This is a genomic window from Rhizobium favelukesii (assembly GCF_000577275.2).
In the GTDB taxonomy this organism is placed as follows: domain Bacteria; phylum Pseudomonadota; class Alphaproteobacteria; order Rhizobiales; family Rhizobiaceae; genus Rhizobium; species Rhizobium favelukesii.
The window spans coordinates 1-20831 of sequence record NZ_CBYB010000034.1 but is presented as its reverse complement, the minus strand read 5'-3'; the positions used below and the strand labels follow the sequence as shown (position 1 = coordinate 20831).

Annotated in this window: 17 protein-coding genes; 10 read left to right on the top strand and 7 right to left on the bottom strand. The window is 57.0% G+C overall.

Translation table 11 applies throughout. The features are described from left to right. Positions 1-5: 5 nt before the first annotated feature. The 4 genes from LPU83_RS34125 to traI are packed head-to-tail and all read right to left on the bottom strand — an operon-like array spanning position 6 to position 2282. Positions 6-305, bottom strand: coding sequence for a conjugal transfer protein TrbD (locus LPU83_RS34125; RefSeq protein WP_024317475.1), 300 nt, complete (start codon positions 303-305; stop codon positions 6-8). Beyond that, positions 298-681 carry a TrbC/VirB2 family protein gene (locus LPU83_RS34040; protein WP_024317474.1) on the bottom strand — a complete coding sequence of 128 codons (384 nt, stop codon included), beginning with the start codon at positions 679-681 and terminating at the stop codon, positions 298-300. Before LPU83_RS34040 ends, LPU83_RS34125 begins: the two co-directional genes overlap by 8 nt. Further along, complete coding sequence (trbB, locus tag LPU83_RS33600; RefSeq protein WP_024317473.1) at positions 671-1648, bottom strand: P-type conjugative transfer ATPase TrbB; 978 nt, start codon at positions 1646-1648, stop codon at positions 671-673. Before trbB ends, LPU83_RS34040 begins: the two co-directional genes overlap by 11 nt. A gap of 10 nt (positions 1649-1658) precedes the next feature. Further along, positions 1659-2282: an acyl-homoserine-lactone synthase gene (traI, locus tag LPU83_RS33595; RefSeq protein WP_024317472.1), complete on the bottom strand. Its 624-nt coding sequence runs from the start codon at positions 2280-2282 to the stop codon at positions 1659-1661. Between the two features lie 688 nt (positions 2283-2970). Between traI and repA the strand changes: the two genes are divergently transcribed. The 5 genes from repA (at position 2971) to LPU83_RS75675 (ending at position 9280) form a co-directional block, all read left to right on the top strand. Next, a complete protein-coding gene (gene repA / locus LPU83_RS33580) occupies positions 2971-4194 on the top strand; it encodes a plasmid partitioning protein RepA (RefSeq protein ID WP_024317471.1) in 1224 nt (407 codons plus the stop codon). Continuing rightward, on the top strand, positions 4191-5228 hold the full coding sequence (gene repB / locus LPU83_RS33575) for a plasmid partitioning protein RepB (protein WP_024317470.1): 1038 nt from the start codon (positions 4191-4193) through the stop codon (positions 5226-5228). The genes repA and repB overlap by 4 nt, the downstream gene beginning before the upstream one ends. Before the next feature lie 191 nt (positions 5229-5419). Continuing rightward, entirely contained in the window at positions 5420-6634 is a 1215-nt protein-coding gene (gene repC, locus LPU83_RS33475) for a plasmid replication protein RepC (RefSeq protein ID WP_024317469.1), read from the top strand. A 1236-nt stretch (positions 6635-7870) separates the two neighbouring features. Next, the gene (locus tag LPU83_RS33195; RefSeq protein ID WP_342213963.1) at positions 7871-8542 is read left to right on the top strand and encodes a TniB family NTP-binding protein; all 672 of its coding nucleotides are present in this window, start codon (positions 7871-7873) and stop codon (positions 8540-8542) included. 69 nt (positions 8543-8611) lie between these two features. Continuing rightward, positions 8612-9280 carry a TniQ family protein gene (locus tag LPU83_RS75675; protein ID WP_082323293.1) on the top strand — a complete coding sequence of 223 codons (669 nt, stop codon included), beginning with the start codon at positions 8612-8614 and terminating at the stop codon, positions 9278-9280. A 358-nt stretch (positions 9281-9638) separates the two neighbouring features. Here LPU83_RS75675 and LPU83_RS33050 read toward each other — a convergent pair whose 3' ends face one another. Next, the gene (locus LPU83_RS33050) at positions 9639-10556 is read right to left on the bottom strand and encodes a recombinase family protein (protein ID WP_024317466.1); all 918 of its coding nucleotides are present in this window, start codon (positions 10554-10556) and stop codon (positions 9639-9641) included. A 503-nt stretch (positions 10557-11059) separates the two neighbouring features. On the opposite strand from LPU83_RS33050, the gene LPU83_RS32965 reads away from it, so the two are divergent. Then, positions 11060-12199 (top strand): RHE_PE00001 family protein, encoded by a 1140-nt coding sequence (locus LPU83_RS32965; protein ID WP_024317465.1) that lies wholly within the window; start codon positions 11060-11062, stop codon positions 12197-12199. 308 nt (positions 12200-12507) lie between these two features. Here LPU83_RS32965 and LPU83_RS32935 read toward each other — a convergent pair whose 3' ends face one another. Further along, positions 12508-13671, bottom strand: a complete 1164-nt coding sequence (locus tag LPU83_RS32935; RefSeq protein WP_024317464.1) for a hypothetical protein — start codon at positions 13669-13671, stop codon at positions 12508-12510. A 46-nt stretch (positions 13672-13717) separates the two neighbouring features. Here LPU83_RS32935 and LPU83_RS32890 point away from each other — a divergent pair, with 46 nt between their 5' ends. Genes LPU83_RS32890 through LPU83_RS32765 form a run of 3 tightly spaced genes read left to right on the top strand, consistent with a single transcriptional unit; the run spans position 13718 to position 17135 of the window. Further along, positions 13718-15382: an ATP-dependent nuclease gene (locus LPU83_RS32890; protein ID WP_157997305.1), complete on the top strand. Its 1665-nt coding sequence runs from the start codon at positions 13718-13720 to the stop codon at positions 15380-15382. Then, on the top strand, positions 15379-15618 hold the full coding sequence (locus LPU83_RS32780) for a hypothetical protein (protein ID WP_051166728.1): 240 nt from the start codon (positions 15379-15381) through the stop codon (positions 15616-15618). The genes LPU83_RS32890 and LPU83_RS32780 overlap by 4 nt, the downstream gene beginning before the upstream one ends. Then, complete coding sequence (locus LPU83_RS32765; protein WP_024317463.1) at positions 15615-17135, top strand: UvrD-helicase domain-containing protein; 1521 nt, start codon at positions 15615-15617, stop codon at positions 17133-17135. The genes LPU83_RS32780 and LPU83_RS32765 overlap by 4 nt, the downstream gene beginning before the upstream one ends. Before the next feature lie 300 nt (positions 17136-17435). Here the strand turns inward: LPU83_RS32765 and LPU83_RS32490 are convergent, their stop codons facing one another. Beyond that, a complete protein-coding gene (locus LPU83_RS32490; RefSeq protein ID WP_024317462.1) occupies positions 17436-18620 on the bottom strand; it encodes a restriction endonuclease in 1185 nt (394 codons plus the stop codon). Positions 18621-18862: 242 nt separating this feature from the next. On the opposite strand from LPU83_RS32490, the gene LPU83_RS32485 reads away from it, so the two are divergent. Next, positions 18863-20831: ATP-binding protein (locus tag LPU83_RS32485; RefSeq protein ID WP_244656118.1), on the top strand; the 1969-nt coding region annotated here is incomplete at its 3' end.

The window sequence follows — 20831 nt, the reverse complement described above, 5'->3', positions numbered from 1 at the left end:
TCTCCTCAGTACCGCCGCCAGGGCGAAGTGGTCGCCTTGTAGGTCGGCTTGTAGGAAATGTGCCTGATATAGACCTGCCGCATGTGCGGATCGGACTTCGCCATCATCCTGAGAGCCCCGACGATCACGACCCAGACAGCAGCACCGAAGAACGCTGAATAGACGGTGAGGACGACGAAAATCAGGATCACGGCCGCAACGCCGGTGATCAACACCAGTTCCCGGTCGGCGCCCATCAGGAGGTTCGGGCGGGAAAGCGCGCGATGGATGCGGTTGCGCCGCAAGCCGGACAGGGACTCAGCCATGAGCCCCCTCGCCGTCTCCGTTCGAAACAGTCGTCGTGATCTGCTCGTCGGCCAGCCCGACCGAAGCGCCGGACGCACCAAACAGGCCGACGATGGTTGTGGCACCCAGCAGGATGCCGGCGACGAGAACGACGTACACAAGGCGTCGTGCGAAATCGTTGAGCTCGCCGCCAAAGATCAGCATCCCGCCGGCAATGGCCACGGCTGCAAGCGCGATCGCACCCGCGACCGGGCCGGTGATCGACTCCTGAATCTGCTGCAGTGGCCCTTCCCATGGGAGGCTCCCGCCGGAACTAGCGAGTGCCGGCGCGACAGAGGCAAGAACGATTGGCGCCGCCACGAGCGCGGCGGCGATGAGGGTATGCTTACGCGACATGGCGCGCCTCCTGTTCTTCCGTGAGCTGGTGGGATTCGATCTCGTACTGGCCGCCCGCGAACCGCTCGACGTGAATGACGTCTCGAATGCGCCGTCCATGCGGCGTCCGCTCGATCGAGATGACTAGGTCGACGGCCTCCCCGATCACCTCGTGCATCGGCTGCTGGCTTGCTTCGGCGGTCAGCTGTTCAAGGCGACGCAGTGCCGACATGGCGGTGTTCGAGTGAATGGTCGCCACGCCACCCGGGTGACCGGTGTTCCAGGCCTTCAGCAGCGTCAGGGCCGCGCCGTCACGGACCTCGCCCACAACGATCCTGTCGGGACGCAGCCGCATCGTGCTCTTGAGGAGCCGCGCCATGTCGATCGTATCGCTGGTATGCAGGAGAACGGCGTTCTCGGCCGCGCACTGGATTTCCGCGGTATCCTCAAGGATGACGAGGCGATCCTCTGGCGCAGACTTGACGATCTCGTGGATCACTGCGTTCGCTAGCGTCGTCTTGCCCGAGCCCGTTCCCCCGGAAATGATGATGTTCAGCCTTGCGGAAATCGCGCTGCGAATCGTCGACGCCTGGTATTCTGTCATCACGCCAGTACGGACATAGTCTTCGAGCGCAATGAGGCGCGATGCCCGGCGTCGAATCGTGAAGGCAGGCTTGGCGACGACGGGGGGCAACAGACCTTCGAAGCGGTGGCCACCGATTGGCAACTCGCCGGAGATGATTGGCTGTTCCGTGTCGACCTCTGACTGAAGCGCGTGCGCCACTGTGCCGATGACCATCTCCGCGGCAGCCGACGACATCTCGCCGGCAGGTGCAACGCCGTGACCGAGGCGTTCGATGAACAGCTTTCCGTCCGGATTGAGCATGATCTCGACGACATTCACGTCGTCTAGGGCGACACAAAGCTGATCGCCGAGCGCCTCCTGAAGTTTGCGGACAAGCCGAGGGTGAGAGCGAAGCTGGTTCACGGATTTCTCCTTACGCTGCCTGGCTGAGAGGGGTGAGTTCAGAACGGTAATTGGAAGGACGGAGCCTGAGGAACGTCTCCGCATTGGCGGGCAGTGTGCCCGCCACGGCCATTGTCACGCCGATCTTCTTTGGTTCGCCCAAACGCTGTAGAGGCCATCCGACGCGCGCGAGGATTCGCTCGAACCTAAGATCGGTCACCGTGACAATCTCGGTGTAGCCATTCGCCAGGCACCATTCGATGATGCCTGCGAACATGGTCAGGGTCGCCTCATGGACCGAGCCTGGTCGCCTGTTGTTTGAAAGCATCGTGTCAACGCAGAAGCGGGAGCTTTCGATCATGGCCGAATGGCCATGGAGCCGTCCTCCTGGAAGTAGCGAAGGAAAGACGTTTTCTGCCATTGTTGGACCCAAGGCTGGGAGAAGCCTGGCGCAGCCGACGACGCGATTGTCCGAAGAGACCGCGAGGATGTAAGCGGGCCCAAGCTTATCGAACGAATCCGCCTCTCGGCCGTCGACAACGTGAACGTCCCAGCCGAGCCGATCGAAAAAAACATTTGCCCGCAAGGAATGGTGCGCTTCGAGGAGTTGGTGCTCGCGATGAGTTCCGGCGGCAGAGATAGCGACAATGTGCATAATTTTCTCCGTCAAAGAATGACGGCTGGAAAAAGAGCACGGATGACAGCTATGCGGCAGTTGTAGAGTTCTACAAGGTGGGTTCAGCTGAGCGCAGATCTTAGTCGATGACATTGCATGGCAGCAGGCCACCACTTCAGGCAGTCATCCAGTGGCATGTTGATTGCCGAGATTGATGATGCCAAGAATGCGTGGCCGCGGAGCGTCGGTAACGGCTTGACCTTCTATGTTGACACCCCTGCACATACATCTCTGCTATCGTGGCTACCAGCGCCCAGTCGGAGCGCCGACCTCATTCGAATAGTTCTGTTGAGAAGTGCCCCAGGCGATCCTATGGAACCCGTGCGCTCGCGTTTTGCCGCCCGAGTATCTCGTCAATCTCCGCTTCCAGCACCTCCTGCATCATTGACGGACTGTCCATGACCGCCGCCTTCAAACAATTTGCAGGACCTTCAATTCACTACCTGCCTTTGTAGGATTCACAGGAGAACAATTCGTGATCAAGAGCATAGGAGGGACGGGTTAACTGTCGGAGATGAAATAGAAAAAGCGGAAATATCGCTTGGAGATCATTTTCAAGCCTTTACGAAATCGTAACCCTAATCTTCTGGACGCGTTCAGGAGAATCGTGTTCTATCCTTGGCGGGCAATGGCCGGTAAACCGGTAGAATGCCGCCAAGAGGAATAGATGGCGATAGCAAACCGAGTAGAATCAGTTGTCGGCTCCAAGGAAGATGCTGGCAGCAAAATCATGCGGCATGCAGGGCTTTTGTCCGGGCAATTGCAGCAGCTTAGAACCCGCATGTATCCGCCAAAGTCGGAAAAGATCCTGCGTCCGTTTCTGACAAACGAAGTGTCGAAGCTTACCTCTATCCCAGATTCCACGCTGAAGCTCATGTCCATCGAAGGGCGCGGACCGGTTCCCAGCAGGTTGGAGAACAACCATCGCGTCTACACTCTGGCTCAGCTCAATGAGCTGCGTGCGTTGTTCGCAATGCAAAAACCTGCGGAGGCAGTGCGATTCCTTCCTCGCCGTCGCGCCGGCGAGCATCTCCAGGTGGTTGCCGTAGCGAACTTCAAGGGTGGCAGCGCAAAGACCACGACCTGCGTCCATCTATCCCATTATCTCGCGCTTCACGGTTATCGCGTACTTGCATTGGATTTGGATCCGCAAGCATCCCTGTCCGCTATGTTTGGTGCTCAGCCAGAGATTGATGTTGGGTCAAATGAAACAATTTACGCCGCTTTGCGCTACGACGAGGCCGAACGTCGCCCAATCCAGGAAATCATCCGCAAGACATACTTCGATGGCATTGACCTGATTCCGGGAAATCTCGAAGTCATGGAGTATGAACACGAAACGCCACGGGTTTTGGCCAACAAATCGACCTCGGGCGCGATCTTCTTCGAACGATTGAAGTTAGCTCTTGCCGAAGTCGAGGCGGACTACGATGTCGTGATTCTCGATACTCCGCCGTCGCTCGGCTTTCTGACCCTGAGCGCGATATTCGCGGCAACGAGCATGATCATAACGGTCCATCCAGCCATGCTGGACGTTGCATCAATGAGCCAGTTTCTCCTCATGATGGGTGATTTGATTAGCGTCCTCAATGAGAGCGGTGCCCAGCTGGATCAGGATTTTATCCGATACTTGGTAACACGGCACAACCCTAATGATGCTCCGCAGTCACAGGTCGTTGCGATGCTGAGGCACTTGTTCGGCTCTGATGTCTTGCTGCCGACAGCCATAGAGAGCACTGCGGTCGAGGCTGCTGGCCTGGCAAAACGTTCGATATACGAGCTCGAGATGGGACAGATTGGTCGCGATACACAAAAACGCGCCCGTGAAGCGGTAGACGCCGTAAACGAGGCGATAATTGGACTGATCAACGATAGTTGGGGGCGGACATGAGCAAATCACCTCGGAAGTCCATTGTCGCCAGCTTCGGGCTACTTTCCGCAGAGCTTGAGAATGATCAGGCTGCGGATCAACTGCAGCCTCCGCTGGGCCCTGCCCCCGTTGCCGGCAATCGTGTCGGAGCAGGTGTGATTGGTGCGGCCCATCGGGCCATCGATGACATCAGGACAGAGCGAGATCGTTTGAAGGCTATCGTTGAGTCGGGCGGTGGTGCGGTTAGCGAATTGGATCCTTCGCTCATCGACCCCTCCCCTTACCCGGACAGGCTGCCGGATGATGACGTCACGAGCTTCGAGATGTTCAAGCGGTCGATCGAAACCGAGGGGCAAAAGGTCCCCGTCCAGGTCCGCCGTCACCCGTCGTCTCCTGGACGTTACCAGATCGTCTATGGTCACCGACGCTGGCTCGCTGCCATGCAGCTCGGCAGGCCCGTTCGCGCCCTCGAGATGGAAATTTCCGATCTTGATCTCGTTCTAGCTCAGGGCATCGAGAATGCGGGCCGCCAGGATCTGACCTGGATCGAGCGCGCATTGTTCGCATCGCGAATGGACGACGCGGGGATCAAGCCGCGCTACATCTACGCCGCGCTTTCGATTGAGGATGCCGAACTTGCCCGAATGCGCAACGTCTACCGGGTCGTTCCTGCGGACATTATCACGGCCATTGGGCGGGCGCCGAAGGTTGGGCGGCCACGTTGGGTCGATCTCGCCAAGACCGTTGCCGGCAATCCAAGAATTCTTGATTCAATTCGGGCTGCATTAAGCACAAAAGCCGACGGCAACGAGACATCCGACCAGCGATTTCAGCGTGTTCTTAACGCGATCAAACCAGCCGACAAGAAGGGTGCGCAACCTATTCCGATCTCCGATAACAGGGGCACGAAAATTGGTGCATTGGTGATGTCCGCGAAAGAGGTCCGGATTTCGGCCGAGGGCTTACTCGGAACTGAATTTCTGAAGTTTGTCGAAGCGGAGCTGCCAGGACTTGCTGAGCGCTTTGCCCGTCAACGTGAAAGCCAACAATCCTGACAGCTGTCAGGATTCCGAAGATAAAAGAAGGGAAGCGCTGCAAAAGAAAAAGGCCCCCAAACGTTGCCGTCGTGGAAGCCTCTCTCAATGTGTGACAACTAGAGAATCGCATTTCCCCGAATCCCAGTCAAGAGTCTTTGGCACCGTAATTTGGTGAGCAGGTTTCTTTTGCCTCTTTGAAGGTGAAGAAAATGCAGATTGGAAGTGTGACGACGCCCTTTGGGCGGCGGCCGATGACGCTTGCCTTGGTGAAGCGACAGCTTGCGACGACCGAGATCAAGCCAGGCAAGTCGGCCGACAAATGGAAAATCTTCCGGGATGTAGCGGAAGCACGGGAAGTGCTTGGACTACAGGACCGTAGCCTAGCAGTCCTTGACGCGTTGCTAACTTTCTATCCTGATAAGGAGCTACGCCAGGACGCGCAGCTCGTTGTCTTTCCATCCAATGCTCAGCTGACACTCCGCGCGCATGGCATTGCTGGCGCGACGCTTCGCAGGCACTTAGCGCTTCTTGTCGAGGCTGGTCTGATCGTGCGGAAGGACAGTGCCAATGGCAAGCGCTACGCCAGAAAGGACAGTGCGGGTGGGATCGAAAGCGCATTTGGCTTCGATGTTTCACCGCTTCTATTGCGCGCTGAAGAACTCGCAGTCATGGCGCAGCAAGTCGCTGCCGATCGAGCAACCTTCCGCCGGGCAAAGGAAAGTCTGACGATTTGCCGACGGGATGTTCGAAAGCTCATTACTGCCGCGATCGAGGAAGGCGCATCAGGCGACTGGGTTACCATCGAACAAGTCTATATCACTCTGATGAGCCGGATTCCGCGCGCTCCGACCCTCAGCGACGTCGCGTCAATACTGGACGAGATGTCGCTTTTGCAGGAGGAAATTATCAACACCCTGGAAATGCAGCAAAATAACGAAAATACGAGCATCAATGATGCTCGTGGTGAGCGCCACATACAGAATTCAAAACCCGAATCCAATCATGAACTTGAACCAAGCCCTAGAAACGGGCAGGGCGCGACGGCGGTGGACGATAGTCGGCCGCCGCGGGAGCCACTCCGGAATTTTCCTCTTGGAATGGTGCTGCGGGCTTGCCCCGAGATCGCGATGTATGGGCCGGGCGGTTCGATTGGGAGTTGGCGCGAAATGATGGGCGCAGCGGTGGTCGTGAGGTCGATGTTGGGCATCAGCCCGTCGGCCTATCAAGAGGCGTGCGAGGTGATGGGGCCGGAAAATGCGGCCGCCGCGGTGGCCTGCATCCTAGAGCGGACAGGGCATATCAACTCGCCGGGGGGCTATCTTCGTGACCTCACGCGCAAGGCGGAGCGGGGCGAATTTTCGTTGGGGCCGGTCCTCATGGCGCTGCGAAGAGCTCACGGACAAGGAGAGAGAGCAGTGGGCTAGGGCTGCCTCAGCGAGACAAAACCCTGACAGCTGTCAGGGTTTTGGTTCACGTGGATTTGTCGCCCGCTCCTATCGATATGAGTAAGGATTCAACGAAGGCTGCCGGCCATAGAGAGCCGGTTCGACCGAATGTTTTGCCGGGATTACGATTCACTTTTCACCACCCAGCAATGGTCGGGTGGTGCATCGCCGAAGGAGACGGCGGGCGAGAGAACTGGCTCTCGCCCGCCGTCTATCGCGAAACGCATCGACTAAACGTGAAGCGCCAGCCTTTGACGCATCCGTTGCCCCATGTAAGCGGCACGTCCGGGAGGTTTTGAGAGTAGCGAATCTGTGCGCCGACCATCCGAGGAAGCCGTGCGATCACACGTGTGTTCGAAGCCCCGACGACGGTATTCTCGCGATCGCAAGTACATTTCCACCCATTCGAAACTCCTCGATCCGCACTTTTTATTTGGCATTTCGTACCGAATTAGCCTGAAAAGAAAACCAGGACCGCGCGGTTGATCGCTCTGCAGCCGACTTGCACATATTGCGGAGGGCTTGAGGCTTCGACGTCGCGAGATCACTGCCCGCCCATAGCTATGTTCAATGCCGCACAGAGACCACCAGGACTCGACGTGTTTTGAATGTCACGAAGGCACGCGCGCAATTGATCAGTTCATAGCTATGTTTAGCAGGTTCAACCCGAGTGATCCGACGGATGAAAGGCGACGTGAATTGGTCAAACACGTCAAATCTTTTTCCGGCAGATATCCTGAATTAGCAGCTAAGATGCCTAAACCGGGCAGGGACCGTCCTTCATGAGGGACTGAAGCGCTTTCCAGTTATAATGGATCGAGATCCTCGAATTGACCGCATATTTGCCGCGTTCGCATCGAGACTATCTTTGGTACTGCACGGAAATCATCGCGGTGAACCTGCTCCTCCAACGGCGCATATCGGGACCAACTGGATGACAAATTCGATCTCGACTCTAATGCCACACTAGATCAATTCCTGGCCCAACTCGGTGGTATTAGAAGCCTAGGCCAAGGCAGATGGCATGTTGCTGAGCAATTCCGATATTGGTGCGCTGGAGCCAAGGATGATCCGACCGCTTTCATTTGCTTCGTCGCGTTTCGAGAATCGTTCGGCTTTACAGGCGTTGGCCGCCAGCGAGCGACGTAGGATCGGAACGACAGATGATGCCGATGAGAGCGAATTCTTCGACTTGTCCCCGTTGTCAGTAGAGGAATGGTCATGACGGAATATCGCCATCTGCAGCCGATGTATCAAAAGTATGCTGACATGGGGATCGAAGAACGGGTCGCCTGGATCCGGGCGGATCGTTGGTTGGAAACGGCCGATGCAAGGGCAGCTTTGGCACGGCTTGGGGATTTGCTCTCCTATCCGCCGCGAGATCGAATGCCATGTCTGCTTCTCTACGGCGACACCGGGATGGGAAAGACCAAGGTCATCCGAAAGTTCCTTCGCGATCACCAGCCCACTTTCGATCGCGGAACCGGGGTGACGACCATGCCGGTCGTGGCGATGCAGATGCCAGCCGAACCTGTTGAGCGCGACGTCTGTGGTGAGCTTCTCAATTCGATGAGCGCACCTGGTCCGGGAGGAGATGCAACTTTTCGCCTGAAGACCACTTGCCGCTTGATGCGCAAGATGGGGGTGCGGATGCTGATCATCGATGAGATCCATGCCATGTTGACCGGCACCTATCGGCAGCAACGGATCTTCCTCAACGTTATCCGCTTTCTGGCAAATGACCTGAAAGTTCCGCTGATTTGCGCCGGCACGGATCTGGCCCGCCAAGCGTTGTTGACGGATCCGCAGCTTGCGGAGCGGTTCGAGGCCTTTCAAAGCCGTCTGGACTGGGGCGGAGGCAATCACATTGGACAGTTTCGACGGTGACACCCTCGTGCTGCCGCTGGTTGCCATGGCGCGGCGATCGGAACGCCGCCTACAGCGGCAGGCAAGCTGATGAGACAGGTGCGGCTGCTGGCCGTCGCACCTCGTCCTTTTGACGACGAACTCCTCAGTTGTTGGCACTGGCGGGTCGCAAACCATTATTCCACCTCGCCCCAGCAAGTTGAAAGCTGGATATCCGGGTCGCGTGGCGGTCAGAACCAAAATTTCTTCAGCTGCGACTTCCATCCTGATCGAGACCGAACTCGGCTTTGGGCACTCGCCTGCCGCATCCGTAAACCCGATCTGGACCGACTGTCACTGCAAAGCGCCGGGCGGCCCAAGAGCTCTTTCGTGAGTGATCCCATGAACAGAGGCGTCTGTCCGGTGTGCTTTGATGGGGATGCCGAAGAGGGGAGGGACCATTATTGCCGGCGATCGTGGGCATGCGTCGAAGCAGTGCTCTGTCCTCGGCACGGAATAGGCCTCGAGATTTACTGCGCTGGGTGTTTTCGCAGCGGTCTGTTTCAGTTTCGGCAGACACCCGCCGGCGTTGCCAGGCTGTTTTGCCGTCATTGCGATACGGTTGTCTCGGCACGCCGGTTCCAGCGTCGCCGCCAGGCAGACTTGGTGCACGTCGCGCCTCTGATCGGCGAGGCCATCGGCAAAGGCGGATTGGAACTTGATCGTATCGCTACGGCAAGCCGCTTCCTGTGGCTGCCGACCCGGGAAGGGATGCCCTAACATCACCTCGTTAGGTCTACCGCTGCCCTATGGCCAGCGACCGTCGGTCACTGAAGATTTGACGCCAATGGCAAACCTTTCACTGGCATGGCGAGCGGTGACGATTGCGGCGATCGCGGAACTGTTCTTTGGGCTTACCTCCAAAATCACCCCACTTCCGCCTTCCGCTGGAAAGGCCTTTCGGCAATTCGAGCTCGGGCCCACCGTCCAAGACCCCCACGCCCCTTTACCAGCGCAGGTGACTTCAGCCTTGAAACTCCGTCCTGAATCCGAACCGGAGGCTCGGGCTGGAAATCTCTGCCGCAGAAATCAGCCAGGGCGAGAAACCGCGCAATCGGCAAGTTGATGCTCCGTGCCCTCAATGACGGATGAGACCAAACCGATGCGCCTCATCCAGCAGGTGACGAACGGATGATGGCTGCCATTTGCGTCCGCCGCGCGCCGGTCGCGCTCCCATCTGATCAAGCTGGCTGGCAATGTCGCGCAGTGATAGGCCGGGATCGGCAATGGCAATAGCTGCGACGAGCTTCATGAGGTGATCTTCTGGCGCGCGGCGCGGAGAGCGGACTAATAGCTCAGGCTCGGCCAGCTTCTCGCGGACCATGCGATGCACGGCGCGGCGTAGCCTTTCCACCGTCCAGTCATGGCCTCTGCGATTGAGGACCCGCACGACATTGTCCCAGCTATGCTTTGGGCGAAGTTGCCGAACAGTCGGGAGCCAGGTCTGGGCAGAGGAGATCAGCTCGCCGAGATAGAGTTTCCCCCGGGCCTTCGAGACCGCCTTGATGGCTTCCGGTCGCCTCTCCCGAAGGCCTGGATTGCCTGGAAGCTTGCCGCGGGCTTTTGCCGCCTTGATGCCGGCCTTGGTTCGCTCAGCGATTAGCGCTCGCTCGAGCTGCGCGACGGCACCAAGGACCTGGAGTGAAAACATCCCTTGTGGCGTGGACGTATCTATCGGATCGCGGATCGACCGAAAGTGTACGCCGCGCGCCTCGAGGTCTTCGATTACGGATAAGAGATGGCTGACCGATCGGGCGAGGCGGTCTAACCGGACGACGACCAGCACGTCGCCGGCGGTGAGGTCGCCGAGCAGTCTTGTCAGAACCGGCCGTACCCGCGATGCGCCTGAGCCGTGCTCCTGAAATATCCTCTCACAGCCGGCGGCACGCAGCTCGTCCATCTGTGCGTCATGTACCTGATCGTCGGTCGAAACCCGGGCGTAACCAATGAGGCGCTTAGGAGCGGGCGGCGGATCGGCGGATTGTCGTTTTGCCATCGGTTCTTTTATGGTGCTTTGTACAAATAAGGAATGCGTGAGAAAATGACCAGTTGCAAGCGCGTTTTATGAGGAAAATGCAGCCCCGTCAGACTCGAAAAGCCGCATGGAACGAGCATACGGTCATAACCAATACGAAACGCGCTCCGGTGGCTGTTTGCAGCCGAAATGCCTGAAAATAAGGAGATCGGAGAAGGGGAGGGGCATGAAAGCCCGTCTGAGAGTAAAGGCGGTGGAGAAATTTGTGCTCATCGGCAGGGGAGGGTAGCTTTGTATGGGCCGCAGAACAGAGACGTTTCCGCCGAACCTCGCCGAAATCTGCTCAAAAGGCCGGAAAACCAGGCGTTTCCGGTTATCCAGGACGGCTGACACACTGATTTGCAGGGCGAAACCAATCTACCATCGATAAGCGCTGGTTATCGATGGTTAGCGCATCAACTAACAATCATACCATGTAAGGAACCGCAATATTCATATAGAGTTCCTATAAGAAATGATTTAACATGATTTCAATGGCTTACGATCTCGGAAAATTGCCCATTTTAAATTCGGTCGGGCCTGCTTTTAACGCCGGCATCGCGCTTGCGCGTTTGGACGAGCGCGTCGCTCGCTCGCCCGTCGGCGCTGGTTTCCTCGAACGCACGCAGTATGCCGATGCGTGTGCCTCGCTGTGGATCGACGGCGAACTCGTCCATCTCGAAGACCTCGTCCTCCACGACCATGTCAGAGATATCCGCACACCCACCCACGAGCTGACCATCGCCCGCGACGTCCTGCGCACCCGTCGGCGAATTGCTGGCCAGTTGCCTGGCTGGGCCCTGTCGGCCGACGGACTTCGCGCACTGCGAAAAACCTCGGAGATCACGGCTGCTGACACGGACGAGGCGACGACCGCCGATGCCATCCGGCGCGCGGTCGCGAACGATCCGGACGGCGAGGGGGAAGACGCCGACGACTTCGAACATCTCCCCGGTATCGATTATGCCGCCATCGATGCGGTTCTCGCCCGATCGGAAGCGGCAATCGAGAATGCGACACGGCCCGGCCGGAGTGGTACCCAAGAGAAAGATCCGATGATCTACGATCTCGACTGGGACGAGGATGCCCGGCTCGACGAATGGCGTGCGGTCTTGCGCCAAGTCGAATATCTACCGGCGGTGCTGCAGGCGATTGTTGCCCTGGATGCCTGGAACGAGCTTTCCGTCCTCCAGCATGCACCCTGGCTCGGCCGGCTGCTGGCCGCTTCGATCCTGCGCCAGGCCGGCATCACCACGGGTGCCCATCTCGCCGCCATCAATCTCGGCCTCAAAACCATTCCCGTCGACCGGCGCCGCCATCGCGATCGCGAAACCCGGCTGCTCGCCATCGCCCAAGGTCTGATCGCGGCCGCCGAGATCGGGCTGAAAGAGCACGACCGTCTGGCACTCGCCCGAACACTGATAGAGCGGAAACTTAAAGGACGGAGAACGTCGTCAAAGTTGCCTGAGCTGGTCGAGCTGGTGATGGCGCGCCCGCTCGTCTCGGCCGGGATGGTGGCCAAGACGCTGGACATGACGCCACAGGCGGCGCGGCGGATTGTTTTGGAGCTGGGCCTCAGGGAGATGACGGGGAGGGGGAGGTTTCGGGCGTGGGGCATTCTTTAGATGACTGAAGGCCTGGTGGCAGGCAGGCATTCAAGTTCCAAGCTAGCTTCATTTCGCCGCCGTCGACCCCTTGGGCGTTCCCCGTTATCCAATGGCTCGGCGCGAAGAGGGACGCGATGGCGTTGGCGATATCGGTCTTCGCCAGACTTCAATTGCTTCGCATCGGACGCCGCCTTTCCGCCTAGATTCTCTGTCGAACGAGACGAAGATGGACCTTTCGGAGGGGAAGAATAATTGGTCGGTATCGAGACTTTGACTTCCAACAGCTGAACCCGCCCCAACTCTCGCAGCGCAGTCCTGCGGCACCCTTAGCGAACGAGAAAACCGTTCGACTCCAGCAAAAATTGGAGAGAGTAGGGGCTGGGATCGTAAACCTGACGGGAAACCAGCGCGCCGTCCGGATGTGCCTGGATATGTTCACCATTCTCTACATCGAAATAATTGAGGGCAACCTCTTGCGGCCACGCAAAATCACGGTCGAACGGGATTTCTGCATAGGGATTGAAATAAACTTGCAGGCCGTCCAAGTGGGTCTCGCGATGCACTGATGAATGTTGGATAAGCCTGTCTGCGCCGCCGATCTGATTGCCGCCTTCCCACCGCAATGTTGTTAAATAGGTTAGGTTGGTGAACTGGAAACGATGTGTTCCGAGCTGCCAAAGCATTGACCCGGGCTCCACCTTGTCCTTATCCATCATCCTGTATCGTGTGGACCTTACGAGCCGTTCGATCTGGCTCTCAACCACAGCCTTCCCGAAAGTCCCGACCGTGGAAAAGAATACAGCGCTGATCTCCTTGAAGGAATCGTTTGTGAAGATACCCATCTCGACGGGTGAGCCCGATGGCGTGAGCAGAGAACCTATCTTGCCCTGCTTTCCACAATAGGGGCCGACGAGCTCGGGCGGTGCCATCCCAAACAGGGCCAGATTGATTAGTTCATTATTTTGGAGAAGCGAGATGTTGCTGTCGAACGGCGCGACTGCAATGACAAATGGTCGGCCGCGCACGTGGCTAAGTGACGAGTAGGGGTGCTTCTTGCCGTTGAATCCACGATAGAGGTTCAGCTTGTCTCTAATCTTGCCGACGAGCTTCAGGGCGCCGCGGACCTTAAAATCCTGCTCGCTGAAGGACTTCTGCTGAACGGTGGTCGGCGGTTGATCGGAAATGACAGCCTCGATGTTGAATTCGTAGTTTCCAGGTCCACGAACAACGAAGTCCGGCGCAGATTTCGAGTAGTCGACGTTGCATTCCAAATCAGACATGGCTCTGTTGAGATACAGCTCCCACATCGAGGAATTAAACGTCGATTGAAATTCCTTGATGAATTTTTGGCTCTCGCCCTTTCGATCCAGCAAGCCGGTCGCCCAGTTTTGGATAACAGGCAAGACCTTCCCATAGCCTGGATCGGAACGAATAAGGCGAAAGGCATCGTGGAGTTTCGTTTCCGGCAAACGAGGTTCGAATAAATCCAATATACAGTTCCGTACTTGAGCGGGGCTGAGCCGCCGGCCCGACGTCATGCCGCCGCGCGATGATGATTTAAAACAACTAGCGAGATTTTTTGTCTATGCGGTTCAGCTGGGCAAACGGTTTGAAATGGGCTTGCTATTATTGGCAATCCCGACAGCCTTAGGAAATCCTCCTCTAGTTGATTCGGTATTTCCGATGGTAGTACAGCCAAGAATTCGGCGCCTGAAAGTCTCAAATTTCCGTGGCCTCACCAATACTGAGTGGTGCCCCGTCGAGGGCATGAACATCCTCATTGGAGGCGGCGATTCCGGAAAGTCAACGCTTCTTCACGCTCTATCCCTATTGTTCAGCCCGACCAACGCCGTCCAACTGTTGGAGACGGACTACTATAACCGTCTGCTGGAACCAGGTTTCACGATCGAAGTGACGGTTTCCCTTCCTGAAGACATTGGCCTGGCCAACTTCCAACAGGCTCTGTGGCCATGGGAATGGGATGGCGAGAAGGCGGTGCTACCAGACAACGATCGAGAGGGCGCGCCGTTCGACCCAGTCTACATTTTTCAGGTGACTGGAACACCTGAGCTGGAGCTGGTCTGGCAGATCATCCAGCCTAACCTGGAGCCAGTAAGCCTTTCCGCCGGGCTCCGACGAAAGGTCGGCGTCGTGCGGCTGGCCAACGACGATCGAAACGATCGCGATTTACGTCTGGTAACCGGATCTGCACTCGATCGGTTGCTTTCGAAAGGAAACCTCAAATCTCGGATCAGCAAGGAAGTTTCAGCGGCAGATCTATCCAACGCGATGACAGAAAATGAGCAACAGGCGTTGAAGACGCTCGATAAGGCGATGGAAGCAGCGGGACTTCCAAATGGCCTCGATATCGGCCTTACAAGTAGTCAGGGCCTTTCAATCGGAGCCCTCGTCGGGTTGCTTGCGGAAAAGTCCGGCACAATGCTGCCGATGTCGAGTTGGGGCGCGGGTACGCGTCGGATGGCTGCGCTCGAAATTGCCAGGGCAACGGAAGCCTCGACGCGGTTCACGGTGATCGACGAGATCGAGCGCGGACTTGAGCCGTACCGGCTGCGTCAGCTTTTAGAGACGCTGTCGTCGGATGGACAACAATGTTTCGTCACCACGCACAGCCCTGTCGTCTTGGCCACCGCAAAAAAGGCTGCGCTCTGGTATATCGATGGTAATGGCCACGTTGGGCGCCTGCCACAGGACAAGATTGCACGGCAACAGACGCGCGATCCGGAGACATTTCTCGCGCGGGTCCCGATCGTTGCGGAGGGGGTCACGGAAGTCGGCTTCCTCCGGGTACTCCTCAAGCTCGTCTTCGATGGAAAGGACACGGTCCACGGGATCAGAGTGGTAGACGGGGGAGGAAACGACGCAATGCTCGGCGTCCTAGAGGCTCTCAAGGGAGCGGGTCTCAATGTTGCAGGCTTCTGCGACGACGAAGGCCGATTTGAGGGGCGTTGGACTAAGCTCAAGGCTGCCGCAGGTGCGAAGCTTTTTCAGTGGCAACGAGGATGTCTCGAGGAAAACATCATTGCGCACGTCCCGATCGCCGACTGTTCTCTCTTGCTTACGATAACGATAGTGTCAGCGGAGATCGGCTTCGGACGTTGGCCGACCGTCTTGATATTCACAGCAAAAGCGAAAGCGCGATATTTGATGCATGTGGGTCGTATGACAGCCTGCGGAAGTTGATCGTCCAGGCGGCAACCGGTGACAGGACCGGCGCGACCAATGAGCCAGCTGGCAAGGAATGGGCGAAGCACAGCCAGAAGTGGTTCAAGTCGCTTTCCGGCGGCAGTGAACTATGCGAGAAAATGATCAGCTTGGGGCTCTGGCACCGTTTTGAACCAGTCTTGTTGCCATTTCTCAACGCGATCCGGGCCGAAGTGGATGAGGTGGCTCTCAATCCTGGAGAGCTGAAGCTGTGACGGACGAGGACGTCGGATTTCTCCTTCGCAGTGATCTGGCCTTGGTTACGATCGAGGCCCCTGCCGGTTGCGGCAAGACTTTTCAGGGCGCCAACTATGCGCTCGACGCTGCCTCCTCGCTCGCGGCTGGCCGAGTTCTAATTCTCACGCACACTCATGCGGCGCGATCAGTGTTTGCAAACAGAACGCGCAGGCTGCTGGATCGAGTCGAGATCCGAACAATCGATAGCTTTCTCACTGAAATCGCGGCGATATATCACCGGACGCTAAATTTCCCGTTGGATGTAGGGTCCTGGGCACGTGAGAACTCGGCATATGATGTGGTCGCCGCCCGGTGCAAAGAGTTGCTCGAACGCTCGCGAAATGTCTCGCGCGCCGCGGCGCTCAGGTATCCGATAATTATTTGTGACGAACATCAGGATGCCAGCGTCGATCAACACGCCGCGATCATGGCAATCCACCGGGCTGGGTCCCGCGTCCGATTTCTCGGAGACTCGATGCAGATCATTTACGGTGGCGCGGGTGCCCGAACTTCAGCGGCAGTCAAGCGTTGGGAAGGCCTCAAAAGCGAAGGCGGGTGGGGGAGTTTGACTAATCCTCACCGTTGGCGCTCTGGCTCAATGGAGCTTGGCGAATGGGTGCTTGCAGCGCGAGAGGCACTTGCCTCCGGCAAAGCAATAGACCTCGCCGGGAAGCTACCAACCGGGCTGACGGTGCTGCATGCCGCAAATTCGGCGCGTCTCGCCCACAAGGCCATCACAATGGCTGCTGATGATCGTCGCCAGATATCGATGATGGCTCGGAAGTCTTCGCAGCTATTCGTGCTCACAGTCGGGAATGAGCGTGTCGATCATTTGAACGCGTTTTTCAATCGGTCCGTTCGGATTTGGGAAGGGCATGGGCGAGAGGCACTTTCCTCACTGGTGAAGTCAGTGGAGGATAGCTCGGGCACGCCATCCGGCATTGTCGAAGCCTTGCTCTCGTTTGTCGATGGGACCTGCACCGGCTTTACAGACTCGACGCATGGCCGGCGACTGCGGCAGGAAGTACTGGATGGATGCAGCAAACCATCGAGAGGATTGCCAGCCCATCTACAGGTTATTGGCCGGTTCATTTTGGATGAGCCGAACCATCGCGGTCTTAGCCGCAGCCTTACGCTGCTACGCGGTCACATCACATCCAAGACGCCAGGGTTCGCCAACGTCTCGATCGACCTAAAAAGTGAGTTCCAAGACGCCGTCAAGCTGGGAAGTTACGCTTCCGCCGGGGAGGGGCTGATCGAGATTACGAGGCGTAGAACTTTTTCCCATCCCCAACCCCCGGCGAAATGCATAAGCACGATTCACAAAGCCAAAGGGCTTGAATGCGACAACGCGCTTATCATGATGTGCGACAAGCAATCCTTTTCAAACACCGACTACAAAAGACGCCTGCTGTATGTCGGCTTGAGTAGAGCGATGGAGAACCTGACATTGGTGATTTGTCGCGACGAACCCAGTCCGCTCTTCACATTCTAAGTCCATCGGATCCGGTCGGCCTTTCTCACGGCTCGACGTTTCTCTTCAACGTCACGTCCAGCGAGTGGTAGCCAGGCCGATTGCGCAGCACACCGCTGTTGAATGCAATGGTAATTCGCAGAACCTGACTTACGGCGTTTGACTTGGCGACAAGTCATGGGTGCCTAACCTCAAACCAAACCTGCAATGGGTCGCGCATGTATTCAAGAGGTTCAAAGGGACGACAGCAGCGCATTGGACAAGATATAGTTTTCGTAATTCACTGGATCGCTGCAGAATTTCGGCTGTGCCTAACGACAATCAGTCATAATAGTCAAAGTCCACCGGCCTGCCGTCCCATGGGTGATAAAGATTGGCGCCATCCCAAAAGGACATGGTGCCATCCTTCCAGAATCGCTTCTTCACACGCCAGACCGTGTCTGCTCTGTGAAATCCAAGTGCGCTCGCATCTATAAGTGGTGCTTCGGTACCCCGCTGGCCGTATCCGTCATCGGTGAGGGTCTGCCCCGGTAGGCTCATCAGAAGAGCTGCGTGGCGGGTTTCCTTCAGGATGACCGCGAAGCTGTTGTGCGTCGAGTTATAGCCCCATGATGAGTGCAGGACTCGGCTATCCGTTTTCTGTTTCACGTCCAAGAGGAGTCGTTCGACTGCGCGACGCGACACGAGCGTTGACTTGTCGCGAATAATGCCGCTTTCAGCAGTCTGGCACCACGAAGCCACATGGTCTGAAGTCATGAGGTCGATGCGGCCAGACGTTCGAGCCGCAAATTCTCTCGCACTCGGCAAATACGACGACGTTGTCACCACCATCCCCTTAACGCCTTCAACGAACGCGGCTCCGGTAATCGCTTGCACCGTCTCGAGCCCTATCTTATTCCGTGGTGAATATTTCTTCGCTTGCACTAGCGTAAGGACGTCGCCTATCGGATCGCGCTGGAGGAGACGAATATCCACGCCTCCATCTCCTTGCCCCGGTCCGAGCTCGACGCCAAACCCCTGCGTTTGAAATATTCGAGCGAGCAGTATTTCGTAGTCCCGCCAGCCTAAGCGATGCAAATCGTCCGGGTGCGCGGCGAAATGGCGGTACAACTCCTCGTAAATGTCGGCGAAGTCTTCCTGAACAAGACTGCAAACCCATAACCAGCGGAAGTATTGAGCGTATGCTCGGGAACGTGGACCTTCTTGCGGGTAGTAGTATATGTTTCCGGCGCTGGCGATTTCATACCAAAACCCGTGACGGTCGAGTAATTCCGAGAATTCTGATTCCAGATCGCCGAAAAGTGCCCATTCAAAGTCAGAACTGTAATATTGAACGCATACAATTGGATCGGTCTCGGAGGGCTCGCCATCGACGTGCTCGCGATAGGACTTGAACCCGCAGTCGAACCATATGTCCTGCGCGGTCGCCCACGCCTGGACCGCCTCCTGAACAGCTTTCAGGTCAGCAATTAGTATGTCGTCGCTATAGTTCGGCGCGTCGTCCATTCCCGTATTCTCATTATAAAGCACATTCACTGGCAAGGATCGCCGGTTCCGATTTCATTGTGGCCTTTTGATTTAGCAAAACTGGTCTGGATGCTCCCCGGGGGCTGTGAACAGCGATCGCATAAGCGTCACATCGAGATGCACTTGCAAAAACCTGAATGCAACTCCAAAACAACCATTAGAGGATCATTCAATGCATCAAGCACTGGGTGCTCGGCACCGCAACTAGAGAAAAAGAGAGGATGAGCGGCGTGGATACCCAAAGCACAAACCAAGGCGTTCTCTTCGACGACCGATTTCTCGACAAATACGCTGGGCCGATTATCTCCGATCCGGCCGTCGCTATCGTCGAGCTTGTTGCGAATGCATGGGACGCTTACGCGACGAAGGTGGACATTGTTTGGCCCAAGTGCAGCCAGAGTATTCCGTTTTCCATCACTGATAACGGGAAAGGTATGACGCCGGCGCAGTTCGACCGTCGCTGGAAGACGCTTGATTATAATCGTCTTGCGGAAGAGGGGAATAAATCAATTCCTCCGGCGGATCTTTCCGGTGCCCCGGCGCGAACTCCCTATGGCCGAAACGGTAAGGGTCGGCACGCAGCCTTCAAATTCTCTGACCCCTATCGCGTCCGAACTTGGTGTGACGGCATCGAGACTGTCTACGAGGTGCGGCGAGGAACGACGCAACCGTTCGACGTGAAATTGATCCGCACCCGAGACGGCGTGATTGGTCACGGCACAGAAATCACCGCAACGGCTTCCGAGGGCGTCTCCATGGACGCGGACACTGCGCGCGAGATAATCGGCACGCGCTTTCTGGCTGATCCGAATTTTGTGGTATCCCTCGACGGCACGTTAGTGACATTCGACGACATACCGACCCATAGTATCCAGAAGGTCAATGTCGATGTCCCCGGGTATGGCGCAGTGCAGATCATCATGATCGACAGCCAGAAAGCGGATCGCACAACCAGACATCACGGCATCGCGTGGCGTGTCAACACGCGGCTGGTTGGCACTCCTGGCTGGATCGGCTTTGATCACGAGCGCATCCTTGATGGCCGTAGCAGCGAAGCGAAGCGCTTCCAGTTCATTATTTCAGCCGACATTCTAGAAGACGCAGTCCAGCCCGACTGGACCGCCTTTAAGCCGACCGATCAGGCTTGGCAGGCTACGCGGGATGCTGTTCACGCGCGGATCAAAGAGTACCTTTCAACCTTCTCAGCAGACCGACGACGCGAGGCGAAGGAAGCCGTCAAGGAAACCCTGGTTAAGACCGTGAGGCAGCTTCCTCCTGTCGGACGGGAACGCTGGAACCAGTTTGTTGATGAGGTCATCGACAACTGCCCGTCAATCTCAACGGAGGAAGTGAGCAAGGTCGCAGGGATACTGGCGAACCTCGAACTGAGCACCTCGAAATTTGGTCTGGTCGAAAAGCTTCACGAATTGGAGCCGGGCGATCTCGATGCTCTGTACAAGTTGCTCGACGACTGGACCCTCAGGCTCGCCAAGGATGCATTGGATGAAATCCAGACCAGACTTAAGCTGATCGAAGACCTGGACAACAAACTTCGCGACGAAACTATGGATGAGGTAGGGGACCTCCAGCCCCTGTTCGAACGGTCGTTGTGGGTCTTTGGCCCTGAATTCGAAAGCCTCGAGTTCACCAGCAACAGAGGCATGACCGAGGTCATCCGCAAGATTTTCGGGTCTAACAAGACGGGAAGTCGGCAGCGACCCGATTTCGTGATGCTGCCGGATGGAAGTGTTGGCCTCTACAGCCGTGATGCGCACGATCTTGGCCATGAGGTGGATGGTGTATCGCGCCTGGTCGTCGCCGAGATAAAGAGACCGGGCGTTGCCATCGGTTCCGAACAAAAGGATCAGGCGTGGCGCTACGTCAAGGAACTCAGAAGCAAGGGACTCCTGACAGACGCAGCGAAAGTAACCTGCTACGTCCTGGGCTCGCGGATCGACGCGGACGAAAGTGCTCCCCGCACGGAATGGGATAACCGGGTAACAATTATCCCCATGTCATACGATACGTTCGTCCGCAGGGCCGAGAAACGTATGCTGGGCCTTCGCGACAAGCTCAAGGCAGCACCGTTCTTGAGAGAGCACGATATTGAAAGGACTTTTCTAGAGACACCCGAGGACCCACAAGCTCCGCTGCTGATCGATCCAAAATTGAGATCGTCAACAGCAGTTT